The sequence below is a fragment of the Brumimicrobium sp. genome, assembly GCA_023957385.1.
Classification (GTDB): Bacteria; Bacteroidota; Bacteroidia; order Flavobacteriales_D; family Crocinitomicaceae; genus Brumimicrobium.
The window spans coordinates 558193-580312 of sequence record JAMLGZ010000002.1 but is presented as its reverse complement, the minus strand read 5'-3'; the positions used below and the strand labels follow the sequence as shown (position 1 = coordinate 580312).

23 protein-coding genes and 2 tRNA genes are annotated in these 22120 nt (G+C 34.2%); 9 read left to right on the top strand and 16 right to left on the bottom strand.

Annotation, left to right across the window (positions count from 1 at the left end):
• From M9897_13635 to M9897_13610, 6 genes are all read left to right on the top strand, one after another.
• Window positions 1–1368 (top strand): HAMP domain-containing histidine kinase, encoded by a 1368-nt coding sequence (locus M9897_13635; GenBank protein MCO5269923.1) that lies wholly within the window; start codon window positions 1–3, stop codon window positions 1366–1368.
• Between the two features lie 69 nt (window positions 1369–1437).
• Window positions 1438–2496 carry a tellurite resistance/C4-dicarboxylate transporter family protein gene (locus tag M9897_13630; protein ID MCO5269922.1) on the top strand — a complete coding sequence of 353 codons (1059 nt, stop codon included), beginning with the start codon at window positions 1438–1440 and terminating at the stop codon, window positions 2494–2496.
• 6 nt (window positions 2497–2502) lie between these two features.
• The gene (locus tag M9897_13625; GenBank protein MCO5269921.1) at window positions 2503–3063 is read left to right on the top strand and encodes a hypothetical protein; all 561 of its coding nucleotides are present in this window, start codon (window positions 2503–2505) and stop codon (window positions 3061–3063) included.
• A 186-nt stretch (window positions 3064–3249) separates the two neighbouring features.
• Window positions 3250–4725 carry an MFS transporter gene (locus M9897_13620; GenBank protein MCO5269920.1) on the top strand — a complete coding sequence of 492 codons (1476 nt, stop codon included), beginning with the start codon at window positions 3250–3252 and terminating at the stop codon, window positions 4723–4725.
• 30 nt (window positions 4726–4755) lie between these two features.
• Window positions 4756–6354 carry an MFS transporter gene (locus M9897_13615; protein MCO5269919.1) on the top strand — a complete coding sequence of 533 codons (1599 nt, stop codon included), beginning with the start codon at window positions 4756–4758 and terminating at the stop codon, window positions 6352–6354.
• A gap of 119 nt (window positions 6355–6473) precedes the next feature.
• A complete protein-coding gene (locus tag M9897_13610; protein ID MCO5269918.1) occupies window positions 6474–8624 on the top strand; it encodes a S46 family peptidase in 2151 nt (716 codons plus the stop codon).
• Window positions 8625–8682: 58 nt separating this feature from the next.
• Here M9897_13610 and M9897_13605 read toward each other — a convergent pair whose 3' ends face one another.
• A complete protein-coding gene (locus M9897_13605) occupies window positions 8683–9426 on the bottom strand; it encodes a DUF2249 domain-containing protein (GenBank protein MCO5269917.1) in 744 nt (247 codons plus the stop codon).
• Between the two features lie 77 nt (window positions 9427–9503).
• On the opposite strand from M9897_13605, the gene M9897_13600 reads away from it, so the two are divergent.
• The 3 genes from M9897_13600 (at window position 9504) to M9897_13590 (ending at window position 11274) form a co-directional block, all read left to right on the top strand.
• Window positions 9504–9848 carry a hypothetical protein gene (locus M9897_13600; protein ID MCO5269916.1) on the top strand — a complete coding sequence of 115 codons (345 nt, stop codon included), beginning with the start codon at window positions 9504–9506 and terminating at the stop codon, window positions 9846–9848.
• 108 nt (window positions 9849–9956) lie between these two features.
• Window positions 9957–11021 (top strand): Mrp/NBP35 family ATP-binding protein, encoded by a 1065-nt coding sequence (locus M9897_13595; GenBank protein ID MCO5269915.1) that lies wholly within the window; start codon window positions 9957–9959, stop codon window positions 11019–11021.
• A gap of 4 nt (window positions 11022–11025) precedes the next feature.
• Window positions 11026–11274 (top strand): NifU family protein, encoded by a 249-nt coding sequence (locus M9897_13590; GenBank protein ID MCO5269914.1) that lies wholly within the window; start codon window positions 11026–11028, stop codon window positions 11272–11274.
• Between the two features lie 80 nt (window positions 11275–11354).
• Here M9897_13590 and M9897_13585 read toward each other — a convergent pair whose 3' ends face one another.
• The 15 genes from M9897_13585 to M9897_13515 form a co-directional block, all read right to left on the bottom strand.
• Window positions 11355–11861, bottom strand: a complete 507-nt coding sequence (locus M9897_13585) for a transposase (GenBank protein MCO5269913.1) — start codon at window positions 11859–11861, stop codon at window positions 11355–11357.
• Window positions 11789–12301, bottom strand: coding sequence for a transposase (locus tag M9897_13580; GenBank protein ID MCO5269912.1), 513 nt, complete (start codon window positions 12299–12301; stop codon window positions 11789–11791). Before M9897_13580 ends, M9897_13585 begins: the two co-directional genes overlap by 73 nt.
• Window positions 12298–13005 carry a transposase gene (locus M9897_13575; protein ID MCO5269911.1) on the bottom strand — a complete coding sequence of 236 codons (708 nt, stop codon included), beginning with the start codon at window positions 13003–13005 and terminating at the stop codon, window positions 12298–12300. Before M9897_13575 ends, M9897_13580 begins: the two co-directional genes overlap by 4 nt.
• A gap of 117 nt (window positions 13006–13122) precedes the next feature.
• Window positions 13123–13196, bottom strand: a tRNA-Asn gene (locus M9897_13570).
• 217 nt (window positions 13197–13413) lie between these two features.
• Entirely contained in the window at window positions 13414–13626 is a 213-nt protein-coding gene (locus M9897_13565; protein MCO5269910.1) for a hypothetical protein, read from the bottom strand.
• A 41-nt stretch (window positions 13627–13667) separates the two neighbouring features.
• Window positions 13668–14117, bottom strand: a complete 450-nt coding sequence (locus M9897_13560) for an Ig-like domain-containing protein (GenBank protein MCO5269909.1) — start codon at window positions 14115–14117, stop codon at window positions 13668–13670.
• Window positions 14087–14248, bottom strand: a complete 162-nt coding sequence (locus M9897_13555) for a T9SS type A sorting domain-containing protein (protein ID MCO5269908.1) — start codon at window positions 14246–14248, stop codon at window positions 14087–14089. Before M9897_13555 ends, M9897_13560 begins: the two co-directional genes overlap by 31 nt.
• Window positions 14249–14481: 233 nt before the next feature.
• Complete coding sequence (locus M9897_13550) at window positions 14482–14904, bottom strand: T9SS type A sorting domain-containing protein (GenBank protein ID MCO5269907.1); 423 nt, start codon at window positions 14902–14904, stop codon at window positions 14482–14484.
• A 32-nt stretch (window positions 14905–14936) separates the two neighbouring features.
• Window positions 14937–15239 carry a tail fiber domain-containing protein gene (locus M9897_13545; protein ID MCO5269906.1) on the bottom strand — a complete coding sequence of 101 codons (303 nt, stop codon included), beginning with the start codon at window positions 15237–15239 and terminating at the stop codon, window positions 14937–14939.
• 209 nt (window positions 15240–15448) lie between these two features.
• Window positions 15449–15856 carry a hypothetical protein gene (locus M9897_13540; GenBank protein MCO5269905.1) on the bottom strand — a complete coding sequence of 136 codons (408 nt, stop codon included), beginning with the start codon at window positions 15854–15856 and terminating at the stop codon, window positions 15449–15451.
• Between the two features lie 11 nt (window positions 15857–15867).
• Complete coding sequence (locus M9897_13535; protein ID MCO5269904.1) at window positions 15868–16944, bottom strand: glycoside hydrolase family 16 protein; 1077 nt, start codon at window positions 16942–16944, stop codon at window positions 15868–15870.
• A 407-nt stretch (window positions 16945–17351) separates the two neighbouring features.
• Window positions 17352–17425: transfer RNA gene (locus tag M9897_13530), tRNA-Asn, on the bottom strand.
• Between the two features lie 217 nt (window positions 17426–17642).
• Window positions 17643–18383, bottom strand: a complete 741-nt coding sequence (locus M9897_13525) for an Ig-like domain-containing protein (GenBank protein ID MCO5269903.1) — start codon at window positions 18381–18383, stop codon at window positions 17643–17645.
• Entirely contained in the window at window positions 18358–19062 is a 705-nt protein-coding gene (locus M9897_13520) for a hypothetical protein (protein MCO5269902.1), read from the bottom strand. Before M9897_13520 ends, M9897_13525 begins: the two co-directional genes overlap by 26 nt.
• Window positions 19032–22112: a T9SS type A sorting domain-containing protein gene (locus M9897_13515; protein ID MCO5269901.1), complete on the bottom strand. Its 3081-nt coding sequence runs from the start codon at window positions 22110–22112 to the stop codon at window positions 19032–19034. The genes M9897_13520 and M9897_13515 overlap by 31 nt, the downstream gene beginning before the upstream one ends.
• Window positions 22113–22120 lie beyond the last annotated feature (8 nt).

Here is a 22120-nt window from a genome sequence, read left to right as displayed (position 1 = left end):
ATGAAAATCAGAATTCGTTTTACGATATTGTTTGGAGTTATTGTTGGAATAATTTTATTTTTCTTTTCCATTTCTATCTATTTCCTATCTGAAAATTATCGAAAAGAAGATTTCTATTCTAGATTACAAGATCGTGGAATTGCTAAATTAAAATTCGTATTGGTTTCAGATAAAGATTCTTTAAATCCAAAAACACAAAAGATACAATACAATCCAAGTCCCTCTATAGCCAACGAACGTTTTGTTATTTTTCTTAAAAACCAAACCCTACTGTATCAAGACAGCTCCTTTAAGGCTCCAGATTCTAAAGTTATTAACTCTATTTACCCAGACAAACCTTTTTTGATTTCTGCAAATCAAACTGAAACAGTGGGTTTTTATTATACCTACCTGAACGATTCGTATTATATTTTTAGTTCTGGCATCGATATACATGGAGTAGATTATATTAGAAACTTAAAAAGAATGCTATTCATACGAGGTCTTATTTTAATTATTATCATTTTTCTTAGTGGCTGGCTTTATGTTGGATTTCTTTTAAAACCAATTTCCAATTTTATTCATCAAGTAAATCAGATTAATCATAAAAACATACATCAACGACTAGGAAACAACCCAACAGATGATGAGATAGGAAAATTAGCCTCTACTTTTAATAAAATGCTCGATCGACTAGAAGCAGCCTTTAACTCTCAAAAACGATTTGTTGCTAATGCTTCTCACGAATTACGGAACCCACTCACAGCTATAAACGGGCAAATAGATGTTACCTTGATGAAAGATAGAACCGAGGAAGAATACAAAACAACCCTACACACGATATCGCAAGATGTAAAAAATTTACATACCCTAACAAATAACCTACTAGAATTAGCAAGCACTGATGATTTGGTACATTATCATTTTGAAGAAATACGAATAGACGAACTCATCTGGATCGTACGGGATGATTTTTTAAGGCGAAACCCTGAAAACAAAGTAAATATTACCTTTGATGCAACAATAAAAGATGACAGTCAACTGATTTGTGTCGGAGAGAATAAGTTATTAGAACGAGCCTTTATCAATATTATGGATAATGCCTGCAAATTCTCTTCCAACAAAACAGTAAATATTTTTATTTCAGTTCAAGGAAATGATATCGTTATTTGCTTTAAAGACTCTGGCATTGGCATGCCTAAATCTTATCAAGAACATGCCTTTGAACCATTATATCGTGGAGAAAATGCAATAGGCATTCATGGACATGGCATTGGTTTATCTTTAGTTCATCGTATCATTGAATTACACAAGGGAAAAGTCCACATTGAATCCACAGAGGGAAAAGGAACAACAATTTCATTGTGCATACCTATTGTCAAAATTTAATTACTTTTTAATTCCATTTTAATCTCATTTTAAGGTTGACATCTGAAATTTGTCTTTAGAAACAGAAATATGTCAATCAAAAACATCAAAAATATTGTTGCAAATTTATTTCCTAGTTACTTTGCTCTAGTCATGGCTACTGGGATTGTATCTATTGCCACCTTTTTTACTGGTGTATTTCCTATTGCAAAGCCCCTATTTTATCTCAATATTTTATTCTATTTTCTCTTATGGGTATTACTATTAAATAGAATCTTTTTTTATTTTCAATATTTCAAGAATGACTTCTCCGACCATGCAAGAGGAGGAGGATTCTTAACAATTGTAGCCGCAACAAACATATTAGGGAGTCAATTCCTAATTATCGAAGAAAATCATCAGATAGCTATGTTATTCTTTTATGTTGGCACAGCACTATGGGCTATTCTCTTGTACTCTTTTTTCATAATAATTACAGTAAAAAGAGGAAAACCCACCTTAGATAAAGGTCTCAATGGAATTTGGTTATTAATGGTGGTAGCAACTCAATCTGTTTCTGTATTAGCAACACAATTAGCAGAGTTTTTGCCTTTTGAACGAGAGGTCACTTTGTTCTTTTCGCTATCGGTATTTTTAGTGGGTTGTGTATTATATTTAATTATAATCACGCTTATTTTTTACCGTCTTATTTTCTTTGAAATACAAGCAGAAGAGTTTGCTCCACCTTATTGGATTAATATGGGCGCCGTTGCTATTATAACTTTAGCAGGATCATTATTAACCATTCACGCTCCAGAATGGGAGATCTTAATTTCATTATTGCCCTTTATAAAAGGGATTACCTTGTTATTCTGGGCAACAGGAACCTGGTGGATTCCTATCATTATCATTTTAGGATTTTGGAGACATTTCTATCATTTTATCCCAATTAATTACCACCCTCAATACTGGGGAATGGTATTCCCTCTTGGAATGTACACTGTTTGCACTTTCCAATTAGCTAAAGTGATAGAGATTAATTTTTTACATACTATTCCTTTCTACTTTGTTTACTTGGCATTATTCGCATGGGTTGTAACAGTTGGAGGTTTAACACATAGAGTTATAGAAAGTTTGTTTTTAAAAAATAAAAGATATTCATTAAAATAAAATACCATGAACACAAAAGAAATTATCATCAGTACATCTCTTTCAAAAAAAGAAATAGAAGAGAAATTAAACAGTGTTACCATAACTGATTTTGAACAGCTACACGCCTCCCCAAACGCTGCTTATTATGGGAAAATATCTGAAGATATATTTACCATAAAAAATGTGAAATATAGCCCTATGTCACCTATCCCCGACATTCAAGGTAAGATTACAGAGAGCAACAAAGGAACAGAAATTGCTGTAAAGATGGATATTCACAGTAACTATACATTTTCCAAAAGGATGTATCTAACAACGCTTTTACCAATAGGTTTAATCATCCTATTATTAAGTTATTTAGTTTTAGGAGGAACCCAATATCAAACACAAGGATTTATCTTTTCTGGAGTATTTATCTTTTGTGCTATCGCAGTAGTAATGCTCACTAAATTCTCACTACTGAGTATGAAAAAGCGTGAACTCACCAATTTTGCTCATAGAGTAGAAGGTAAGATTAAAGAGGGATCAGAAATTAAATTATCCGTTTTATTCTTACATCCATTAATACCTCTTTCAAAGATGTAACAATATGATTTTTATCATATATCTATTTGCCTGATAAAATGTAATAATCATACAACCCTTATAAATAAAAGAGAAAAGTAATTATACATAACAGATACACACGAATAGCACATATAATTCATTGATTCAAATCATTCTTTGATGATTTGCTTCCATCTACTTTTGCTTCAAATAATAAGCAAAAACATGGAAGCCAAAGTTTCATTTACCTCACATAAGATACTTTTCTTTAACACACTTGCCTTTACAATTTGTTTTGCTGTATGGGTTTTCAATAGTGTTTTAGTAACATTCTTAGTCGATAATGGTGTATTTGATTGGGGTCCTATAGAAATAGGTTGGTTATTTGGTATTCCCATATTAACTGGTTCGATATTTAGGCTTCCACTTGGTATTTTAACCGATAAGATTGGAGGTAGATGGGTTTTTGGAGGTCTTCTACTATTTTGCACCATCCCTCTTTATTTTCTAAGTTTTGCAAACAGTTTCTGGAGTTTTGCTCTATTAGGATTTGGATATGGTTTGGCTGGATCAGGTTTTGCAGCTGGCATTGCCTTTACATCTGTTTGGTATCCAAAGGAATGGCAAGGACGTGCTTTGGGGATTGTAGGAGTCGGAAACGCAGGAGCCGCAATTACAACCTTATTAGCTCCTACTCTTTTAATAAAACTAACCAATAATGGGCAAGATATGGAGCAATGGCGTGTATTACCTCAACTATACGCAGCAGCATTAGTAGTAATGGCTATCCTATTTCTCATTTTTACTAAAAATAAAAAACCTGAAGGGCAGCGAACCATCAAACAAATGGTAAAACCATTAGGTAACATCCGGGTTTGGCGCTTTGGACTATACTACTTTCTAGTATTCGGATGCTTCGTTGCTTTCTCTCAATGGCTTGTTCCTTATTTCACAAATGTATATGGAGTTTCACTTGTTGTAGCCGGACTGTTTGCATCTCTTTTTAGTATGCCCTCAGGCTTAATTCGCGCTTTGGGCGGTTGGATGAGTGACAAATACGGTGCGCGGAAAGTTATGGAATGGGTATTTAAATTTTCTATAGGAATCAGTATTTTTTTAATCTTTCCTAAAATGGATGTTTTCACACCAGGAAAAGGCATCTCATCAACTAAGAATGGTGTGGTAACTTATGTTTCCGATTCTAAAATAACAGTAGATGAAACAGATTTTAGTTTACAACCAAAAGTTGAGAAACTAATTGATGACAAAAAATCAATTCTCCCTATAAAAAATAGCTGGCAAACTCCTCTTGTTCACGAGGGAGATAAGGTGGTAAAAAAGCAAGTACTTGCACAAGGAACCACTCATATTCACTTCAGTGCGAACATGTGGATATTTGCCATTCTAGCTTTTGCCATAGGAATTGCTTGGGGCATAGGGAAAGCTGGGGTTTACAAATTTATTCCAGATTATTTCCCTGAAGATATAGGAACAGTTGGCGGAATGGTGGGAGTTATTGGAGGGTTGGGAGGATTCGTATGCCCCATCCTTTTTGGATATCTATTGGAATGGACAGGGTTCTGGACAAGCTGTTGGATACTCATGCTTGTGATTTCTATCCTTTGTTTTTTCTGGCTCAAACGAATAGTTATCAAACTTCTAAATATTCATGCCCCAGGTGTAACTGAAAAGGTAGAATAATAAAAATGTAAATATTAAAAATCGAAATATATGTCTAAAACATGGTTAACAAATTTTGATGCGGAAAACCAAGATTTTTGGGAAAATCAAGGAGGTGAAAACATTGCATGGAAAACACTATGGATTACGACGGGTGCACTAACTTTTTCGTTTGCCACTTGGTTCATCATGAGTGTTCTAGTTGTAAAATTAAATGGAATAGGTTTCAAATTTACAAGTGACCAACTTTTTTGGCTAGCCGCCATGCCTGGATTATCTGGTGGTATATTTAGAATAATAAATACCTTTCTTTTACCTATTTATGGCACCAGACATATTGTATCCTTTACAACTTTCCTTAAAATCCTTCCATGTGTAGGTATTGGGTTTGCTGTTATGGATACTTCAACACCCTTTTGGATATTTATGATTTTAGCATTTTTAACAGGAATTGGAGGGGGTGATTTTTCTTCTTATATGCCAAGTACCAATCTATTCTTTCCTAGAAGATTAAAAGGAACAGCTCTCGGACTTCAGGCTGGGATTGGAAATTTCGGAGTAAGTCTTGTTCAATTTATTACACCCATTCTAATAGGCGTTGGAGTTGTGGGCACTTCTTCTCAATTTACAAACATAGATGCAAAAGAAGTGGAGGAAATGTTTATCCAACTAGGAGAAGAACAAGTGACTCAATCTTTTATGTTATTAGATAAAGAAACGCAAATCCTGTTAATGAACAAATTTGATCAGGAGAAAGCTAAAATGACTTTCCATGAGAACATTCCTTCAGAACCAATTGATTTTTTTGCAGGATTACCAGTTAGTTTACAAGCCAAATCCTTTACATATATTCACCCAAAGAAAGCTGAAGCTATATTAACTTCCTTTCAAACAGAAAAAAACGGTGTTAAAAACAGTACTATCTACCTTCAAAACTCAGCCTTCTGGTTTATCCCATTCTTGATTATCATTGGAATTGTAAGTTGGATATCCTTACGAAGCATCCCTATGAAAGCATCCTTTAAAGAACAATTAGATATCTTTGGTGATAAACACACTTGGTATTGCACTTTAGTTTATCTAATGACTTTCGGTGGTTTCGCCGGACTTTCTGCTGCATTTCCCATGCTAATTAAATCAGTATATGGAGGATTCCCCGATGCTCCAGACCCCTTAATGTTTGCTTTTTACGGTCCTTTGATTGGCTCAGCAAGTAGAGTGCTATTTGGATTTGCGGCTGATAGATTTGGAGGAGGGGTTCTCACAACCATTTCAGGAATAGGGCTTACAGTCGGGACGATTCTTCTAGTCTCTATGGGGTTATTAACACCTAATAGTCTAGACCAATTCCCCATGTTTGTTGGAATCATGTTAAGTTTATTCTTTTTTACAGGAATTGGAAATGCTTCTACTTTTAGACAATTCCCTATTATCTTTCAGCACAATCCTCGTCAGGCAGCCGGAGTAATTGGTTGGACAGCAGGAGTTGCTGCGTTTGGCCCATTCATTTTTTCCATGTTAATCTTGTTATCCATGAATGTTTCTGGCAATTCAAACGCTTTCTTCATAGGATTAATCATCTTCTCAGTTATTGCAACTTTTGTAAATTGGAATTTTTACCATAAAAAAGGATGCGTTAGGCCAAGTTAAATACATTTAATCAACCGAAATAATAAGGTAGTCACTGAAACTACCTTATTTATCTATATATAACCATTCCATCAAAAAAAATTCTAACTTTGAGGCCTCAAAATAATTTAGTAGAAAAGATGAAAAAAGTAGTTATATTATTTGCAAGTATTCTTTTATCACTTGCTCCAATTTCAAAAGCATTTGCAGACGAAGGCATGTGGTTCTTAATGTTTATCGGTAAGAATATCGATGACATGCAAAAGAAAGGATTAAAATTAACAGCGGAAGAAATATATAGTATTAATAACAGTAGTTTAAAAGATGCTATTGTTCAGTTTGCCGGAGGTTGTACAGCTGAGATTATCTCTAAGAATGGGTTAGTATTAACGAATCACCATTGTGGATACGGAGCAATCGCTGAATTATCTTCTCCTGAACATGATTATTTAACAAATGGTTTTTGGGCTGAGAATTATTCTCAAGAATTAAAACCTAAAGAACTATCAGTTCGCTTCTTTGTGAGAATGGATGACGTGACTAAACGTATTTTAGGTCAGGTAGATGACAACATGACGGAAAAAGAAAGAGAAGCTGCTATTAACAGAGAAATTGCTAAAATTGAACAAGAAAATAACGAAGGAGGAAAATATACAGTTTCAGTTCGTTCATTCTTTGAAGGAAATGAATATTATTATTTTGTTTATCAAGATTTCAACGATGTACGATTAGTGGGAACCCCTCCCAATTCAATTGGCAAATTTGGAGGAAGTACAGATAACTGGGAATGGCCACGCCATACAGGGGACTTTTCTATTTTCAGAGTATATACAGATAAAGATGGTAATCCCGCTGAATATGCTGCAGACAATATTCCTATGCAACCTAAATACCATCTACCTGTTAACATTAAAGGATATAAAGAAGGAGATTTCTCTATGATTTTAGGGTATCCTGGAAGAACGAATCGTTGGATGCCAGCAAGTGGAGTTGACCAAAACGTAAAATATGCATATCCAGCATGGGTAGAAGGCTCTCGAAAAGCAATGGATGTTTATGAAAAATACATGAAGGAAGACCAGAAAGTGAAATTAGATTACGCTTCTACATATGCTCAAATTGACAATTACTGGAAAAATCGCCAAGGTATGATTGAAGCCCTGAAAGAACATAAAACTGTTGATTTAAAACGCGCTACAGAAAAAGCCTTTGACAAATGGGCAAAAGGCCATGATGAATATAAAGGAGTTACAAAAAACATCAATATATATTATAAAAAGACTAATGAACAAGCTAAACAGCAAAATTACTTAATTAGTTTATTGCGCTCTGCAAATTTTGCTGTATTACCTTATCGTTTAGGATCCTCTTTGATGCAATTCGCCTCTGTTGATGAAGCAAAACGCAAAGATCTTCGTCCTGAAATTGAGAATCTGATCAATGAAACATTTGAAACTACATATTTACCATTAGAAGAAGATGTGCTAGCAGCTCAATTAGGTTTATACTATCAAAAAGCAAAGAAAGGAGGATTGGCACCGTATGTAAAAACATTAGGTGATAAGAATAAAGGAAATTTTGCGGATTATATAAAAGAGGCATTTGCTAAAAGTATTTTTACACATAAAGATCAATTAATGACTTTTTTAGACAATCCTTCAATTGCTCAAGTAAAAGATGATGAGTTACTACAACTTTCTATCAGTTTATTGACTAGATATAGAGCTCAAGATGATAATCAGGCGGCATTAAAAGATAATTTTAACAAATCATTTCGATTATTAGTAAAAGGATTAAGAGAGTCCAAATTAAGTCCAATAGAGTATCCAGATGCTAACAGCACCTTACGTTTAACTTATGGGACCGTACGACCACTTCCACTACGAGAAGGAAAAGTAAATGATGCCGAGTTTAATTATTACACAACATTGAAGGGAGTAATTGCTAAAAACAAACCCGGCGATGATGAATTTGAAGTGCCACAAAAATTAATCGATTTATATAATGCCAAAGATTTTGGTCAGTATGCAGACGAAAACGGTCAAATGTGGGTAAATATGTTAACAGATCATGATATCACAGGTGGAAATTCAGGCTCTCCTGTCATCAATGGTAACGGAGAATTAATTGGAATTGCTTTTGATGGTAATATTGAAGCTATGGCTGGAGACGTTATCTTTGATCCAGTTTTACAAAGAACTATCTCTGTAGATATTCGATACGTATTATTCATCATTGATAAATTTGCAGGTGCAACTAACATCATTGAAGAATTGGATATTATAAAATAATCAAGCGTATGTTATTGAACACAAAAGGCTGTCAATTGACAGCCTTTTGTATTAATTACTATTTCGTCTTAATCACTCGCACGCGCCAAGCCTCAGGGCCTTTCTCAAGATACTCCCATTTAAACTCTTCTTTACTTTCAGCTTTCATCTGATAATACAAGGGACTTGGATCATGGTCGTTTGTAAATACAAAAGCTTCTCCTGGCTTTAGAGCGGCAAATGCATCATAAAACATTTCATGTCTTTGATAAGGAGGAAAAGGTCGCACATCAAATTCATTTACCACAGAATATTCTTCATCCACTTCAACAACACCTTTCTTCCCTATATGAATAATGTATTCTCCTTCTTGAGTAGACTTATATATCCAAATATGCTTTCCTTCAAATTTTTGAACAAAAATACCATGAATCTCTTTAGGGTCTTCTGCAGCTAATAATTCCATAACTTCTCCATCATTCATCATACCATAACGATGAAATACAACATGCTTCCAATCTCCCTCTTCTACTTTTCTTAGATCGATGGTAGTAGAAACTTCTTTGTTTTCTAATTCAGCCGAAGCATTTGTTCGTGCCACTTGAACTTTCCAGTCCCTTCCCCCTTTCGTAATATATTCCCAGTCAACAACATCTCCAAAAATGGATCGAAATTCATAAAACAAAGGAAGGGGATCATGGTCGTTAATAAAAGTAAATCCTTCATTTATCGGTGTATTCCGGAATATTTCAATTAATTTAATATGGCGTTCTCTAGGAACTAAGTCTCTCACATCGTGTTCTTCGTTTATTTTATATCCCATTTTTCTTTACTTTTGAATTGATACTTATAACTAACGTGTTAATTTACTAATTTTGTCAAAGTTGCTATTTTTTGTTTATGAATAAAATTATTTCACTATTAATCTATGGTTTTGTCTTCTTTTTAATGCTAAGTTGCAATAAATGCAAGGAAGGTGACCCAACTATACAAATCTCTAATAATGGAAAAGGAAAGGCTTCCATTGAAATCAAAGATGCTAGTGGACAATCTCATACTATTCCCTATTTAAGCAAAGATGCTATCACTAAAAAAGAAAATTATCCAAAAGGAAATATTAATTTCTCTTATCAAATTGGCAATACGGACACTATGGAAATAATATTTCTGAACTACTGTACAGACTATAATATCTCAATAAATAGCGACCATGAACTGATTATCTTTTCAAAGAAAAGAAAATAACTATTTGACTTTATTTAGACTAAATTAAGCTGTAGAATTATTATCTCACAATCACTTAATAACTTATATTTGCGTTTCAATAGAAAGCAAAAAAAAGAGTCAAAGAAGATGGAATTAGACAGAGGAAAAGTTTTAGAAGCACTAGGCAACGTTATTGAACCCGATTTAAAAAAAGATATTGTTTCACAAGGTTTAGTTGAAGAATTAAAAATTGATGGAAATAAAATTACAATGACTGTAAAGGTAGTAAATCCTGCTTTTCATTCACGTAAAAGGATGCAAGAGGCAATTAGCTTCACACTCAAGCGTTTTTTAGGAAATGATATAGAAGTTCAAGCAAATGTAGTTGGACTCCCTACCGAAGAACGGCAAGAGAAAACACATACACAGAATCAATTATTACCTGGGGTTAAGCACGTTATAGCAATTGCTTCTGGAAAAGGAGGTGTTGGTAAATCTACTGTAGTAGCTAATCTAGCAGGTGGTCTCGCTAAAAAAGGATATACAGTTGGTATTGTAGATGCTGATATTTATGGACCTTCCATGCCTACGATGTTTGATTGTGTTGGTGAACGTCCAACAGCAACCGAGATTGATGGTCAACAAAAAATGATACCAGTTAATTCATATGGAATTCCAATTATGTCTATTGGGTTTTTCACAGAAAAGGATGATGCAGTTGTTTGGAGAGGTCCAATGGCTTCCAAAGCACTCACACAAATGTTTTCCGAAACACATTGGGGGGAATTGGATTATCTTTTGGTGGATCTTCCTCCGGGAACTGGAGATATTCACTTATCATTAGTTCAAACTATACCTCTAGATGGCGCCATCATAGTTTCTACCCCACAAGAAGTAGCTCTTGCCGATGCACGTAGAGGAGTGAAAATGTTTATGATGGATAATATTAATGTTCCAATTATTGGCCTTGTTGAAAATATGTCTTGGTTTACGCCTGCTGAATTACCAGATAATAAATACTATATCTTTGGTAGAGATGGTGTTAAGAATTTAGCAGAAGGAATGGGACAACGTTTATTAGGTCAAATTCCTCTTGTTCAGAGCGTGAGAGAGGCTGGTGATATAGGAAGACCTGCTGTAATGCAAGAAAACACAATTGTATCAAAAGCTTTTGAAGAACTTGTGGATAATATGGTAAAAATTTTAGACTAAAAATATGGGAAAGAAAGATCTTAAAGAAATTGAGAAAACAGTTCAGGAAGCATTGGATCAATTACGTCCATATCTAGAACAAGATGGAGGTGATATGGAACTTGTTGAAGTGACCTCTGACTATGTCGTAAAAGTGAAATTATTAGGAAATTGCAGTACTTGTTCTATGAGTTCTATGACAATGAAAGCAGGATTAGAAGAAGCTGTCAAAAAAGTAGTACCTGAAATTGTACGAGTAGAGGCTGTAGATTAAACGATACGATACTAAGCACAAATAATTCGTTAAATTAAAAAAGGGGCTGTCTCAAAAAGGCAGCCTCTTTTTTATTATTTTCAAGCAGCCAGCTTTGGATTAGTTGTTCCAGCATGGTTGATTTTATGATTTTGGGTAAAAATTAGAACAACGAGATTGATTTTTAACAAATCAGCTGATTTTTGACTGTTTTTGGGCGTAATTTTCCCTTTCTTATACATTTTTCCAATGTTGAAGGCAATAGCGAAGATAGCAAAATCCATCGTTATCAAATCTTTACCAAAATGTCGAAAGCGGTAGTACTGTTTGTTGGATTTCCCTTGTCCAAACACCGACTCAGGTTCTATTGGACGCTTACTTCTGTGATAAAGCCCCTCTTCGGAGGTCAAAAGTTGCCGGACCCGTTCTTTGTGGCGATTCAAGTTATGATTAATTTCAATTCGGCGATTAGCTTTTGCTTTGTAGCACAAGCATTTAAGAGGACAACCTTTACAGTTTTTTGCCTCATAATAACTTACTTTCGAGATAAAAAACCACTGTCCGATTTGCGACTTCCTTCTCCTGTTTTTTCCATGTGTTGCTCCCATTGGACACACAAAATAATCTTTTGAGAGTTGTAAAATAAATTTTGGGCAATAAACGCGTTGTTTTTGAACGCTTTTTTCTGTTCTTTATGAAAATAGGGAAACTTGACAAACGGATCGATGTCATTGAGTTCCATAAAATCATAATTTTCTTCGCTTCCGTAACCTGAATCGGCAACTGCCTTGTTCAATACTGTATCAAAATTTGCACTGAAACGCTCTCTGAAACCAGTTACAAAGGGTTTGAATGTTAAAAAATCGGTCGGATTGGAGAAAAAATCGAAGTGGCTGATAAATTGATTTTCAGTACCAATTTGCAGATTGTAAGCGGGTTTGAGCTGCCCGTTCTGCATGTGGTCGTCTTTCAGGCGCATAAAAGTAGCATCGGGGTCGGTTTTGCTGTAAGAATTGCGATTGCCGAGTGTTCCCAAGGTGTTTTTCATATTCCTCCAATTTTAGCAAATACTTGTTTTCCAGTGTTTTTATCTCTTTCTGTTCTGCTTTTGCTACGGTTTTCACGCGATTGATCTCTGCTATGCGTTTTTTTAGTTCCTCGCTTGATGGGAGTGGGCGGCTCATCATCTGGACGGTTATCCTGCATAATACCTTCTTCGATATATTTCAGCACTTGATGGATTTTTGCTTCGAGTTTTGCCTTGTTTCTTTCCACCGTTTTGCGCCAGACAAAAGTATAGCGATTGGCACGCGATTCCAGTTTTGTGCCGTCAATGTAAGCTATATCCAAGCTCAAATAACCCATTTCCACCAGCATCGTAACAGTCTGTGTAAATATCTCATTGATAGTGTCTTTCAAATGTTTTGAACGAAAACGGTTGACGGTGTTGTGGTCGGGTTCCAAGTCCGCCGCAAGCCACATAAAAGTGATTCTGTCTTTTACAGCGTCCTCTATTTTGCGGCAAGAATAGATATTGCTCAAATAGGCAAAAATTACTATTTTGAGCATTACCCGAGGCGGATAGGAACTTGTCCCGCCACCCTTATAAGTATCAATAACCTTACTAATATCCAGATTATCGACTATCTGATTGACAAGTCGAACAGGAGAATCCTGCGAAATTTTGCTATCCAGACTTACAGGAAACAGAGTTGCCTGCCCTTGACTATACGCTTTGAAAATTGGTTTCATATGAGTTATGTCTTTGATTATCAGGTGCTAAGATACAAATTTATTCTCAAATTACCAAATGTTTTGACAAAAAAAAGCTGCCTCAAAATACTTTTGAGACAGCCCCTTTTATTTTTGCTCCTCCTGTAGGACTTGAACCTACGACCCTCTGATTAACAGTCAGATGCTCTAACCAACTGAGCTAAGGAGGAATGTTTATTACTTTATTCGTTTATAAAGTGCAATATCAAATTGCGAGGGCAAATATATATAATTAATTTAATTTAAAAGTGAAACCATTATAAAATATTTTAAGAATTTCAATCAAAACTTATAACTCCAATAAAGTCAATGAATTAACAACTGCTTAAAAACAGCAAAGCAAGGAGGATCAGTACATAATAAGTTTTTGTGTGTACCATGAGTCATTTAATATAATACCTCCAATGTTCCCAACCCATTTTTATCTATAAACACAGAATCTCTCCCATACGTAATACCGCTCGTACGATGTGCTTCCCATTCTACCCAATGCCAACCCATGTGAACAAGAGCATATCCTGGTAGGCCAATCGGGATGAGATCCTGTTGTATATTCATAACATCCAGTAGGTGTCTTCGTATAATTATAATAAGGACCATAAACTTTTTTATCAGACCAACAATGATAAATTAAGGTATCATTAGACCCCCTCACAGTTTACATTTTTAGTAATTTGCTTTAAATACGCATAATAGGTTATTTCATATCTAGCTTCATTATACTGATCTTTTTTGATAAAATATGAAGACATATACGGTCTTTTTAAATAAGCAAAATCAAATCCTGAAACGCCAAGTATTTCATCTTTGATATAGGGGTAGTACCAAGTATCGCTTCCCTTTTTAGCCCGAAAAGTAACCGATGCCCTTCCATTAGCATCGGTTACAGCTTCGAATATTTCTTTTCCGCTACTTCCAAAAGATTTTCCAGATTCTTCCATAAGTTTTACTGGCATCCCAACAAAAGGTTCTCCGTTTGCAGGATTAACAACAATAAATTCTACCGTTGTATATTCTCTGGATCTTCGGCAACTGCTTAAAAACAGCAAAGCAAGGAGGATCAGTACATAATAAGTTTTTGTGTGTGCCATGAGTCATTAATTTTAACTTTTATAATATATATTCCTTGTCTTAAACGTACTTCAACTTTTTGGGTTCCATTCCCTGCTAAAACCGTGTGTCCCATGATATCGAATATTTGATAATCAAAAGGTTGGGTCATATCTTCTATTTCTATATAGGCTAACTCTTTGGCTGGATTTGGATATATCTTTATGCGTATTTGAGAGAAGAAGTTAAAAATGAATTTTTCATAGTATATGTGTGTTTCAGATAGTTTGTATAATAAATAAACCTCCAGTCAATAACTAACTTAGTTTTAAGATGTGTACTTATCTCTTAATGCATAATAGATATTCATATTCAAACTATCTCATATATAATAGTAGTATTTTTCTAGTTGAGAAGTATCATTTTCTTTGAATCAACCTCACGTTGATTAACTAATAAGGTATAAATGTACATTCCTGCTTTTAATTCATTACCATTAATTTGAATTGAACCATCTCCACCTTTTTGAATGTCATATTGTTTAATCAACAAGCCATTCAAATCAAAAATCAAAATTGATGCGTTTCTAAAATTGTGTTCATCGATTGAAAATTTGATTTCCGTATGCTCATTAAATGGGTTAGGTGAATTTTGCTTCAGTACATTTCGTGAAGATAAAGTTGTTGAATCATTATTTCCCAACCTAAATGAATTTTTTGAATTTATTTGTTCCTTCAGATTCACTATTTCAATTTTTAATGAATCGATTGTCTTTTGTTGCTCTTGAATAGCTGCTACGGTAATTGGAATTATTTGGTCATAGTCCATCAATTTATATCCATGAAAATCATCTGTGATTTTTACCTCTGAAAGTCTTTTTCTATCTCTTGAGAAATAAAACCATATTGATTTTGAGAGCCTTCAATTTTTGCTCCAGAACTATCAAACATGTTATTTATGATGGAATAGTGAACAGGTCGAATTTGCATCAATTTTTGTAAGCCCCAAGTAATGTCTTTAATATTTAACTTGACACGAATATCTGACATTTTGTAATATTTTGCTACATAAAGTTCGTTATATTCAACCCATTCTGCCCAAAACGCTATTTTATCATGATTGCTACCAATATCAACGCCTGGCATACCGTTATTTACTTTCATTCGTAATTCAAAAAAAGGGTTAGAAGGATAGCTTGTTAAAAGTAAATTTCCGGCAATATGACACTTAAATTCAGGATTCGGTCAGTTTGTTCCCATTCCTATACGACCATATTGGTCAACTTTTAATTGTGCAAATACTGATATAGTAAAAACTGCAAAGATTGTAGATAATATGATTGATTTCATTTTCATGCTTTATCTTGTTTTATTTAATTTGATTTAATTTCAAAAGTTCCTTGAACTTCATAATATTGAGGATTGGAATTTCCTTGCCCCCCATTGTTAGCAAGATATGAGTATGTACCCTTAATGATGTAATTCCCCTTTTTTCGTTGAATTTCCCCTAAACAACTCTTACCCTCAATTACTCCACCAATGGAACATCCATCTCTTTTAACAAAAGGTCCGAATGAAGAATCCCCTGTGCTATTGATTACCAATGTATTTTCATCTACCTTAGATACATACAAAGGAATGTATATCGAACTGGTACCATCGTCAGTAAACCAACCTTCATAAAGTCCTTCTGGTAAGTTACCACATACCTTTTCTTTTTTACAACCACTAATAAAAATTAGTATCAAAAGTACTGTTGAATAAAATAATGCTTTTTTCATATCGCAAAGTTTTAATGACATGTATTGACATCAATGTATAACTGTGCACCATCTGGCACAGTAAAATCGCCATTGATTAAAACACCTTCCGAAGCCCTCAAAAAAATATTTTGACCAACACTCAAAGAATTTATACAACTACCATCACCAATGGTAATGCTTTTCTTTACTTTGTTGTCATACGCACCAAAATTATAATTACAAACATTTAAGTTGTTACTGCAATCTTTCTTGATATCATAGACTTTAACATAATCAATAAGCATATCTGATGGAAAGGGCGTTGTGTTGTTAGGCGGTGCCCAAGGTTCAAGAGCAAAATTTAATATTATCCTAACTGGATCTACTATACCAGGGTTAGGAAATATTCTAACAGGATAACCATCAATATACCAGATGATTTTACTTGGCGTCCATTCAATTCCGTAAATATGCCATGAAGTGTAGTTAAAGTTAACAGGAATTAAATCTTCACCGTGGCATAAAATATTAGGATTATCATTTGGACACAATTGTTGATACAGAGTTGCACAAGTTACCGTTTGTGCGGGACAGTAAAATTTATGAACATTTGTCCCAACAATGTTAGGCGGATTACTTCCTAACATTTCAAATATATCAATTTCTGCTGCATTACTACCAGACACTCCATCTCCGACAAATGTCCAAAATGCAGGCCAAAAACCGTAACCGTAAGGTAATTTTATTCTTGACTCTATATACCCATATTGTGTATTATATGCTTGTTTAGTTTCTACCCAACCAGAAGTGTAAACGTATGGCTGTCCGGTGTAATATTGTCTTGCACATTCCCATTGATTGAGACTTCCAGTCGGACAGCTGTATGTTTCTTTTCTTACTCTTAAAACAAGTGAACCATTACTAACAAAAACATTGTGGAGTCTATCTGTATATACTTGAGGTTCTCCTCCATAGTGGTCAAAGTTGTTTTGAACTAACCAAACATTTGTATTTAGGGTATTGAAGTTGTCTTCCCAAACAAGTTCCCAGTGAGGGTCATTTGCGGGAGTCTGCCCAAATATCCAAAGGAAAGAGAGTAGAGGAACTATTAAGATTGTTTTTTTCATTCTTTTTATTACTTTAGATTACAAACCATAATTGTAGCATTCTTCCTCTTATGTTTGCAAACCAACATATAATAGTAGTATTTTTCTCGATAAATAACCTAAAATCGACCAAAAGAGTCGTTGCAACGTTTTTTAGTAAATGAAAATTATAAGTATTTTTTTGGATTACCAAATATAAATTGTTAAAAAGTTGAGTTTTAACAAATAAAGAGTTCGTTTAATATCATCCATTTATAAAATTCATTGATAGATGGAGTCCCTTTTTCCAAAAAGAACACTATCTTTAGCCTTCTGAAAATTTAAAAAAACTATGCAGAAAATACAGAATTACATTTGTGGTGAATGGGTAAATGGTGAAGGCGTAGAAACTCCCCTTTTTAATGCTATTACAGGTGAGCATATTTTTGCTCCTCCTGTAGGACTTGAACCTACGACCCTCTGATTAACAGTCAGATGCTCTAACCAACTGAGCTAAGGAGGAATGTTTATTACTTTATTCGTTTATAAAGTGCAATATCAAATTGCGAGGGCAAATATATATAATTAATTTAATTTAAAAGTGAAACCATTATAAAATATTTTAAGAATTTCAATCAAAACTTATAACTCCAATAAAGTCAATGAATTAACAACTGCTTAAAAACAGCAAAGCAAGGAGGATCAGTACATAATAAGTTTTTGTGTGTACCATGAGTCATTTAATATAATACCTCCAATGTTCCCAACCCATTTTTATCTATAAACACAGAATCTCTCCCATACGTAATACCGCTCGTACGATGTGCTTCCCATTCTACCCAATGCCAACCCATGTGAACAAGAGCATATCCTGGAGGCCAATCGGGATGAGATCCTGTTGTATATTCATAACATCCAGTAGGTGTCTTCGTATAATTATAATACCTGGGACCATAAACTTTTTTATCAGACCAACAATGATAAATTAAGGTATCATTAGACCCCTCACAGTTTACATTTTTAGTAATTTGCTTTAAATACGCATAATAGGTTATTTCATATCTAGCTTCATTATACTGATCTTTTTTGATAAAATATGAAGACATATACGGTCTTTTTAAATAAGCAAAATCAAATCCTGAAACGCCAAGTATTTCATCTTTGATATAGGGGTAGTACCAAGTATCGCTTCCCTTTTTAGCCCGAAAAGTAACCGATGCCCTTCCATTAGCATCGGTTACAGCTTCGAATATTTCTTTTCCGCTACTTCCAAAAGATTTTCCAGATTCTTCCATAAGTTTTACTGGCATCCCAACAAAAGGTTCTCCGTTTGCAGGATTAACAACAATAAATTCTACCGTTGTATATTCTTTAGAGATCTTCTTGCACCCAACAAAAAAGAATGTGAGAAAAAGAACTAGTACATAATAAGTTTTTGTGTGTGCCATGAGTCGGTTAATAATATGCTTTAATTGTCCCATATTCACCTTTTCCTAACTTAACGGTGTCAGAACCAAAGGAAACTACACCACCACGATGTACTTCATAATTATAGATATGTGTCCCCATAAAGACCACTCTATAGCCTGTAGGAGCACCATCAATACTTGTTGTATAGTATTCATAACAGCCAGGATGAACTACTTTACCATCATAAACCTTTGAGCCATATTGCAATTCTAGATATTTTCTATGTAAAAATAAGGAATCTGTTGCTCCTTGGCAGTTCACATTTTTAATTTCGTCTCTTAAATATGCGAAATAAGTTATTTCATATCTAGCTTCATTATACTGATCTTTTTTAATAAAATATGAAGACATATACGGTCTTTTTAAATAAGCAAAATCAAATCCTGAAACGCCAAGTATTTCATCTTTGATATAAGGGTAGTACCAAGTATCACTTCCCTTTTTAGCCCGAAAAGTAACCAATGCCCTTCCATTAGCATCTGTTACAGCTTCGAATATTTCTTTTCCGCTACTACCAAAAGATTTTCCAGATTCTTCCATAAGTTTTACTGGCATCCCAACAAAAGGTTCTCCGTTTACAGGATTAACAACAATAAATTCTACCGTTGTATATTCTCTGGATCTTCGGCAACTGCTTAAAAACAGCAAAGCAAGGAGGATCAGTACATAATAAGTTTTTGTGTGTGCCATGAGTCGTTAATTTTAACTTTTATAATATAAACTCCTTTTTCAAGGGTTAAAATGGTTTTTTTACTTTCAAAGACATCTTCTTTTTTAACCTCTATTCCTGCTAAGTCATAAACAATATAGGAAAAATTGGAAGTATTATCATCTATAATTTCAAGTATTGTTCTTTTTTGACCTGGATTTGGATAAAGTTTTACTTTAGAAATCAAATCCAACGATTCGTTTTGCTCATTATTAGATCGTTCATTTTCCAACTGAGTTCTATTATGTCCATTCGTTGTTTGAGGATTTAAACCATTATATCCACAATAGAGACAGTTTTCTGTATCAATCATAGCATGGAAAGACGAACCTTGCTTAGCATGGAATCCTGGTTTTATTTCTATACTCTTGCAAGCCACAAATCGAATAATAGCATTATCTTCTATTAACACCGGTTTAAAATTCGTACGCTGCGTAACACTATCACCTGCATAAATGTTATGTTTAGAAACAATATCTGCTCTATATTGAAATTCGTCGTTTGCATTCCAGCCATAATGTCTGTTTTGAATATAGGCATTATAGGTATCCGCTTCTCCTAGGATAAAACTTCGCATCTTTGCCTGAAGATTAATAGAGATATGACCGGTTTCTTCCCATCGAGGATGCCTAGGGTCTTCAAAAGCTAACACATCAGTCGCTGTTGGGTAGCAACTTGATTTTCCGCCTTCGTTCCAATTTGCATGACCACTCTGAATGTGCACTGAGTTTTCTGCATCCCATGCAAATACGGCATCGAAAGGCGTGTAATTACTGTAATGATCCAGCGGATGTGCCAAATGTGGATAACCAAAAAAAGACGATTTGTTTATTTGGTCGATAGCATCTTCAATATTCTGATACATCAGCCCTTCCTCCCGCATGTCATAATAAGGCTTATAGGCTGTTTGAGTAGAATCAAAATTTCTAATATCATGTGTTAAAAGTGTGGGAGTAAATGAATACATCGCTTTTAGATCAATAAAGTCTGAAACTAAAACTCCGAATACGGAGTATGGAATAACGTTTGCGTGAACTCGTAATCTATCGAGAACCTGATAGGTAATATTCTGGTCACTACATCCATCTGGGTTAGCTAAAAAAGTTGTACCTCCTGGAGCATTATCCCAACTAACGGCATTTTTGGTGACTTTTTCATAACGTACTTGCCAATCACCAAAAACAGTTTTATATATATCTTTGAAAACTAATCCGTCTTGTCTTCCCAATAAATAAACCGCTAATTCTTCTTTTGCAAGAAGAGAAGGTTTCCAAGCATTTTGAAAAATCCTATCGCCATACGTGTTAGAATACGGGTAGTATGTACTAATATCGCTATTTGATGCTCTATGGCTTGTGCCATTTGAAATGGAGATGTTTCGAGTAAAAGCAGGATACCTAGGGTTTTGTGTGTTCTTAGGGTGATTATACCAATTATAGTATTGCAAATAATTATGCCTTTCTATGCTTGGCCCTTGTCCAGGATTGTTAGCGCCACCTGTACTACCATGATAGTATTTCATTAATTCCCTAGATAGTGGTGCCTCTAATATATAATTAAGTGTATAAAGTTTTAAATTTAGATTATAAGGTAAGGTAGCATATGTTTCTTTTAAATATTTTACGCTATGCTGTAATCCTAATGGAATATTTGCCCCTCCATGTTCTCCATCAAAAGACACAAATAATTTACAATGATGGTGTGGATTATGAGCATTTAACATGTTTTTATACTCCATTCTCTCAAGCGTGAGACGGACGCACATAGCACCCGCACTATAGCCAGCAATTACATTTTCTTGGTAAGAATCATTTTTAAATTTTTCTTCATTAACAATATTTATTAATTCTTCTAGCTGTTCTGAATTTTTAATTATACTTGTATTTGGAGGATAAAACTTAGCTAATATAACATCATATCCAGATCCCACTAATGAATCAACAAATCCCTTCTTATTAACACTATAATAGAAGTCTTCCATTGTAGAGGGCCATCCCTGAGCATTATTAATTAAAAAATTATCTGTATGTGGACCCCACCCTGATACTAATATAAAAGGTTTATCCAATTTACGTTTACCACTTACACCGTTATCGCATCCCCACAAAACACTAAATAAGATATCTGGTTTTCGAAGGGTAATATGTGTATAAGTGTCATCCCCATAAATTCTATGACTAATATTCAATCCTCCAAGAGATTCCCATGACCAACTTGAGCCTCCATCCTTATCAAACACTTCGTTTTCTTGTAATAATTTATCACTTCCAACAATGTTAAACTCACTATAGTTTTTACTATAGCTTCCGTCAGAAAATAATATCTCTATATCCATATAGTTTAATGAACTTTTTTCATCATAAAATTCATTAAGAGAGAAATCATATTCTTTTGGGATACTGTATTGCTTTCCATCTATAGTAACAATCACTTCTTCTATCTGTTTCCCAGTATTGCTTATAAACGTTCTATCATCCCAATATAAACTGCTATTATTACTAACCATATCATTTACAAAGAGTCCAGAAAATGAGAAGTGATATTTTTTCAATTGATTTTCCTGAATTCTAGGCAAAGGGCTTATACTATTCCATCTAGTAAATTGGAAGTATGTATCTTCATTTAGATAGTCTAATTCCATATCAATAATAAATAGAGGAATCCTCACTAAATTTGAAAGATGATTCGCAAAATAATTATCTAGGATTGGAAAAAGGATACTATCCATAGAAAAATTAAAGTTTATATCAGACTTCTCAATTAGATTAAGGAATGCCAATAATTTATCAGCATCCATTCGTCGTTCAATATTATAAATTTCAAAAAGACTATCTTTTAAGCTTGGAGAAAGATTTGAATTATAATCCAAAAAATACCCTTTTGTTAACCTATTTAAGTCAGAATTCTGAAAGATATAGCGGTTCATATCTTGTATGGACTCAAAGGCATCCTGCCTTTCTTCTTTTTCTTGTCCCCACGCAATGGTAGGGATTATAAACAATAGAAGTAATCCAAAAAATCTATTTTTCATACCTTATT

What these genes read in the sequence shown, in the direction of transcription:
- M9897_13620 (MCO5269920.1), top strand. Translation starts at nt 3,250, where the DNA reads ATGGAAGCCAAAGTTTCATTTACCTCACATAAGATACTTTTCTTTAAC.
- M9897_13565 (MCO5269910.1), bottom strand. Translation starts at nt 13,626, where the DNA reads ATGGTCCTTATTATAATTATACGAAGACACCTACTGGATGTTATGAAT.
- M9897_13635 (MCO5269923.1), top strand. Translation starts at nt 1, where the DNA reads ATGAAAATCAGAATTCGTTTTACGATATTGTTTGGAGTTATTGTTGGA.
- M9897_13555 (MCO5269908.1), bottom strand. Translation starts at nt 14,248, where the DNA reads ATGACCCAACCTTTTGATTATCAAATATTCGATATCATGGGACACACG.
- M9897_13605 (MCO5269917.1), bottom strand. Translation starts at nt 9,426, where the DNA reads ATGGGATATAAAATAAACGAAGAACACGATGTGAGAGACTTAGTTCCT.
- M9897_13585 (MCO5269913.1), bottom strand. Translation starts at nt 11,861, where the DNA reads ATGGGAGCAACACATGGAAAAAACAGGAGAAGGAAGTCGCAAATCGGA.
- M9897_13610 (MCO5269918.1), top strand. Translation starts at nt 6,474, where the DNA reads ATGAAAAAAGTAGTTATATTATTTGCAAGTATTCTTTTATCACTTGCT.
- M9897_13580 (MCO5269912.1), bottom strand. Translation starts at nt 12,301, where the DNA reads ATGAAAAACACCTTGGGAACACTCGGCAATCGCAATTCTTACAGCAAA.
- M9897_13615 (MCO5269919.1), top strand. Translation starts at nt 4,756, where the DNA reads ATGTCTAAAACATGGTTAACAAATTTTGATGCGGAAAACCAAGATTTT.
- M9897_13515 (MCO5269901.1), bottom strand. Translation starts at nt 22,112, where the DNA reads ATGAAAAATAGATTTTTTGGATTACTTCTATTGTTTATAATCCCTACC.
- M9897_13540 (MCO5269905.1), bottom strand. Translation starts at nt 15,856, where the DNA reads ATGAAAAAAGCATTATTTTATTCAACAGTACTTTTGATACTAATTTTT.
- M9897_13625 (MCO5269921.1), top strand. Translation starts at nt 2,503, where the DNA reads ATGAACACAAAAGAAATTATCATCAGTACATCTCTTTCAAAAAAAGAA.
- M9897_13550 (MCO5269907.1), bottom strand. Translation starts at nt 14,904, where the DNA reads ATGGACTATGACCAAATAATTCCAATTACCGTAGCAGCTATTCAAGAG.
- M9897_13590 (MCO5269914.1), top strand. Translation starts at nt 11,026, where the DNA reads ATGGGAAAGAAAGATCTTAAAGAAATTGAGAAAACAGTTCAGGAAGCA.
- M9897_13600 (MCO5269916.1), top strand. Translation starts at nt 9,504, where the DNA reads ATGAATAAAATTATTTCACTATTAATCTATGGTTTTGTCTTCTTTTTA.
- M9897_13575 (MCO5269911.1), bottom strand. Translation starts at nt 13,005, where the DNA reads ATGAAACCAATTTTCAAAGCGTATAGTCAAGGGCAGGCAACTCTGTTT.
- M9897_13630 (MCO5269922.1), top strand. Translation starts at nt 1,438, where the DNA reads ATGTCAATCAAAAACATCAAAAATATTGTTGCAAATTTATTTCCTAGT.
- M9897_13535 (MCO5269904.1), bottom strand. Translation starts at nt 16,944, where the DNA reads ATGAAAAAAACAATCTTAATAGTTCCTCTACTCTCTTTCCTTTGGATA.
- M9897_13545 (MCO5269906.1), bottom strand. Translation starts at nt 15,239, where the DNA reads ATGAAAGTAAATAACGGTATGCCAGGCGTTGATATTGGTAGCAATCAT.
- M9897_13595 (MCO5269915.1), top strand. Translation starts at nt 9,957, where the DNA reads ATGGAATTAGACAGAGGAAAAGTTTTAGAAGCACTAGGCAACGTTATT.
- M9897_13560 (MCO5269909.1), bottom strand. Translation starts at nt 14,117, where the DNA reads ATGGCACACACAAAAACTTATTATGTACTGATCCTCCTTGCTTTGCTG.
- M9897_13525 (MCO5269903.1), bottom strand. Translation starts at nt 18,383, where the DNA reads ATGGGACAATTAAAGCATATTATTAACCGACTCATGGCACACACAAAA.
- M9897_13520 (MCO5269902.1), bottom strand. Translation starts at nt 19,062, where the DNA reads ATGGCACACACAAAAACTTATTATGTACTGATCCTCCTTGCTTTGCTG.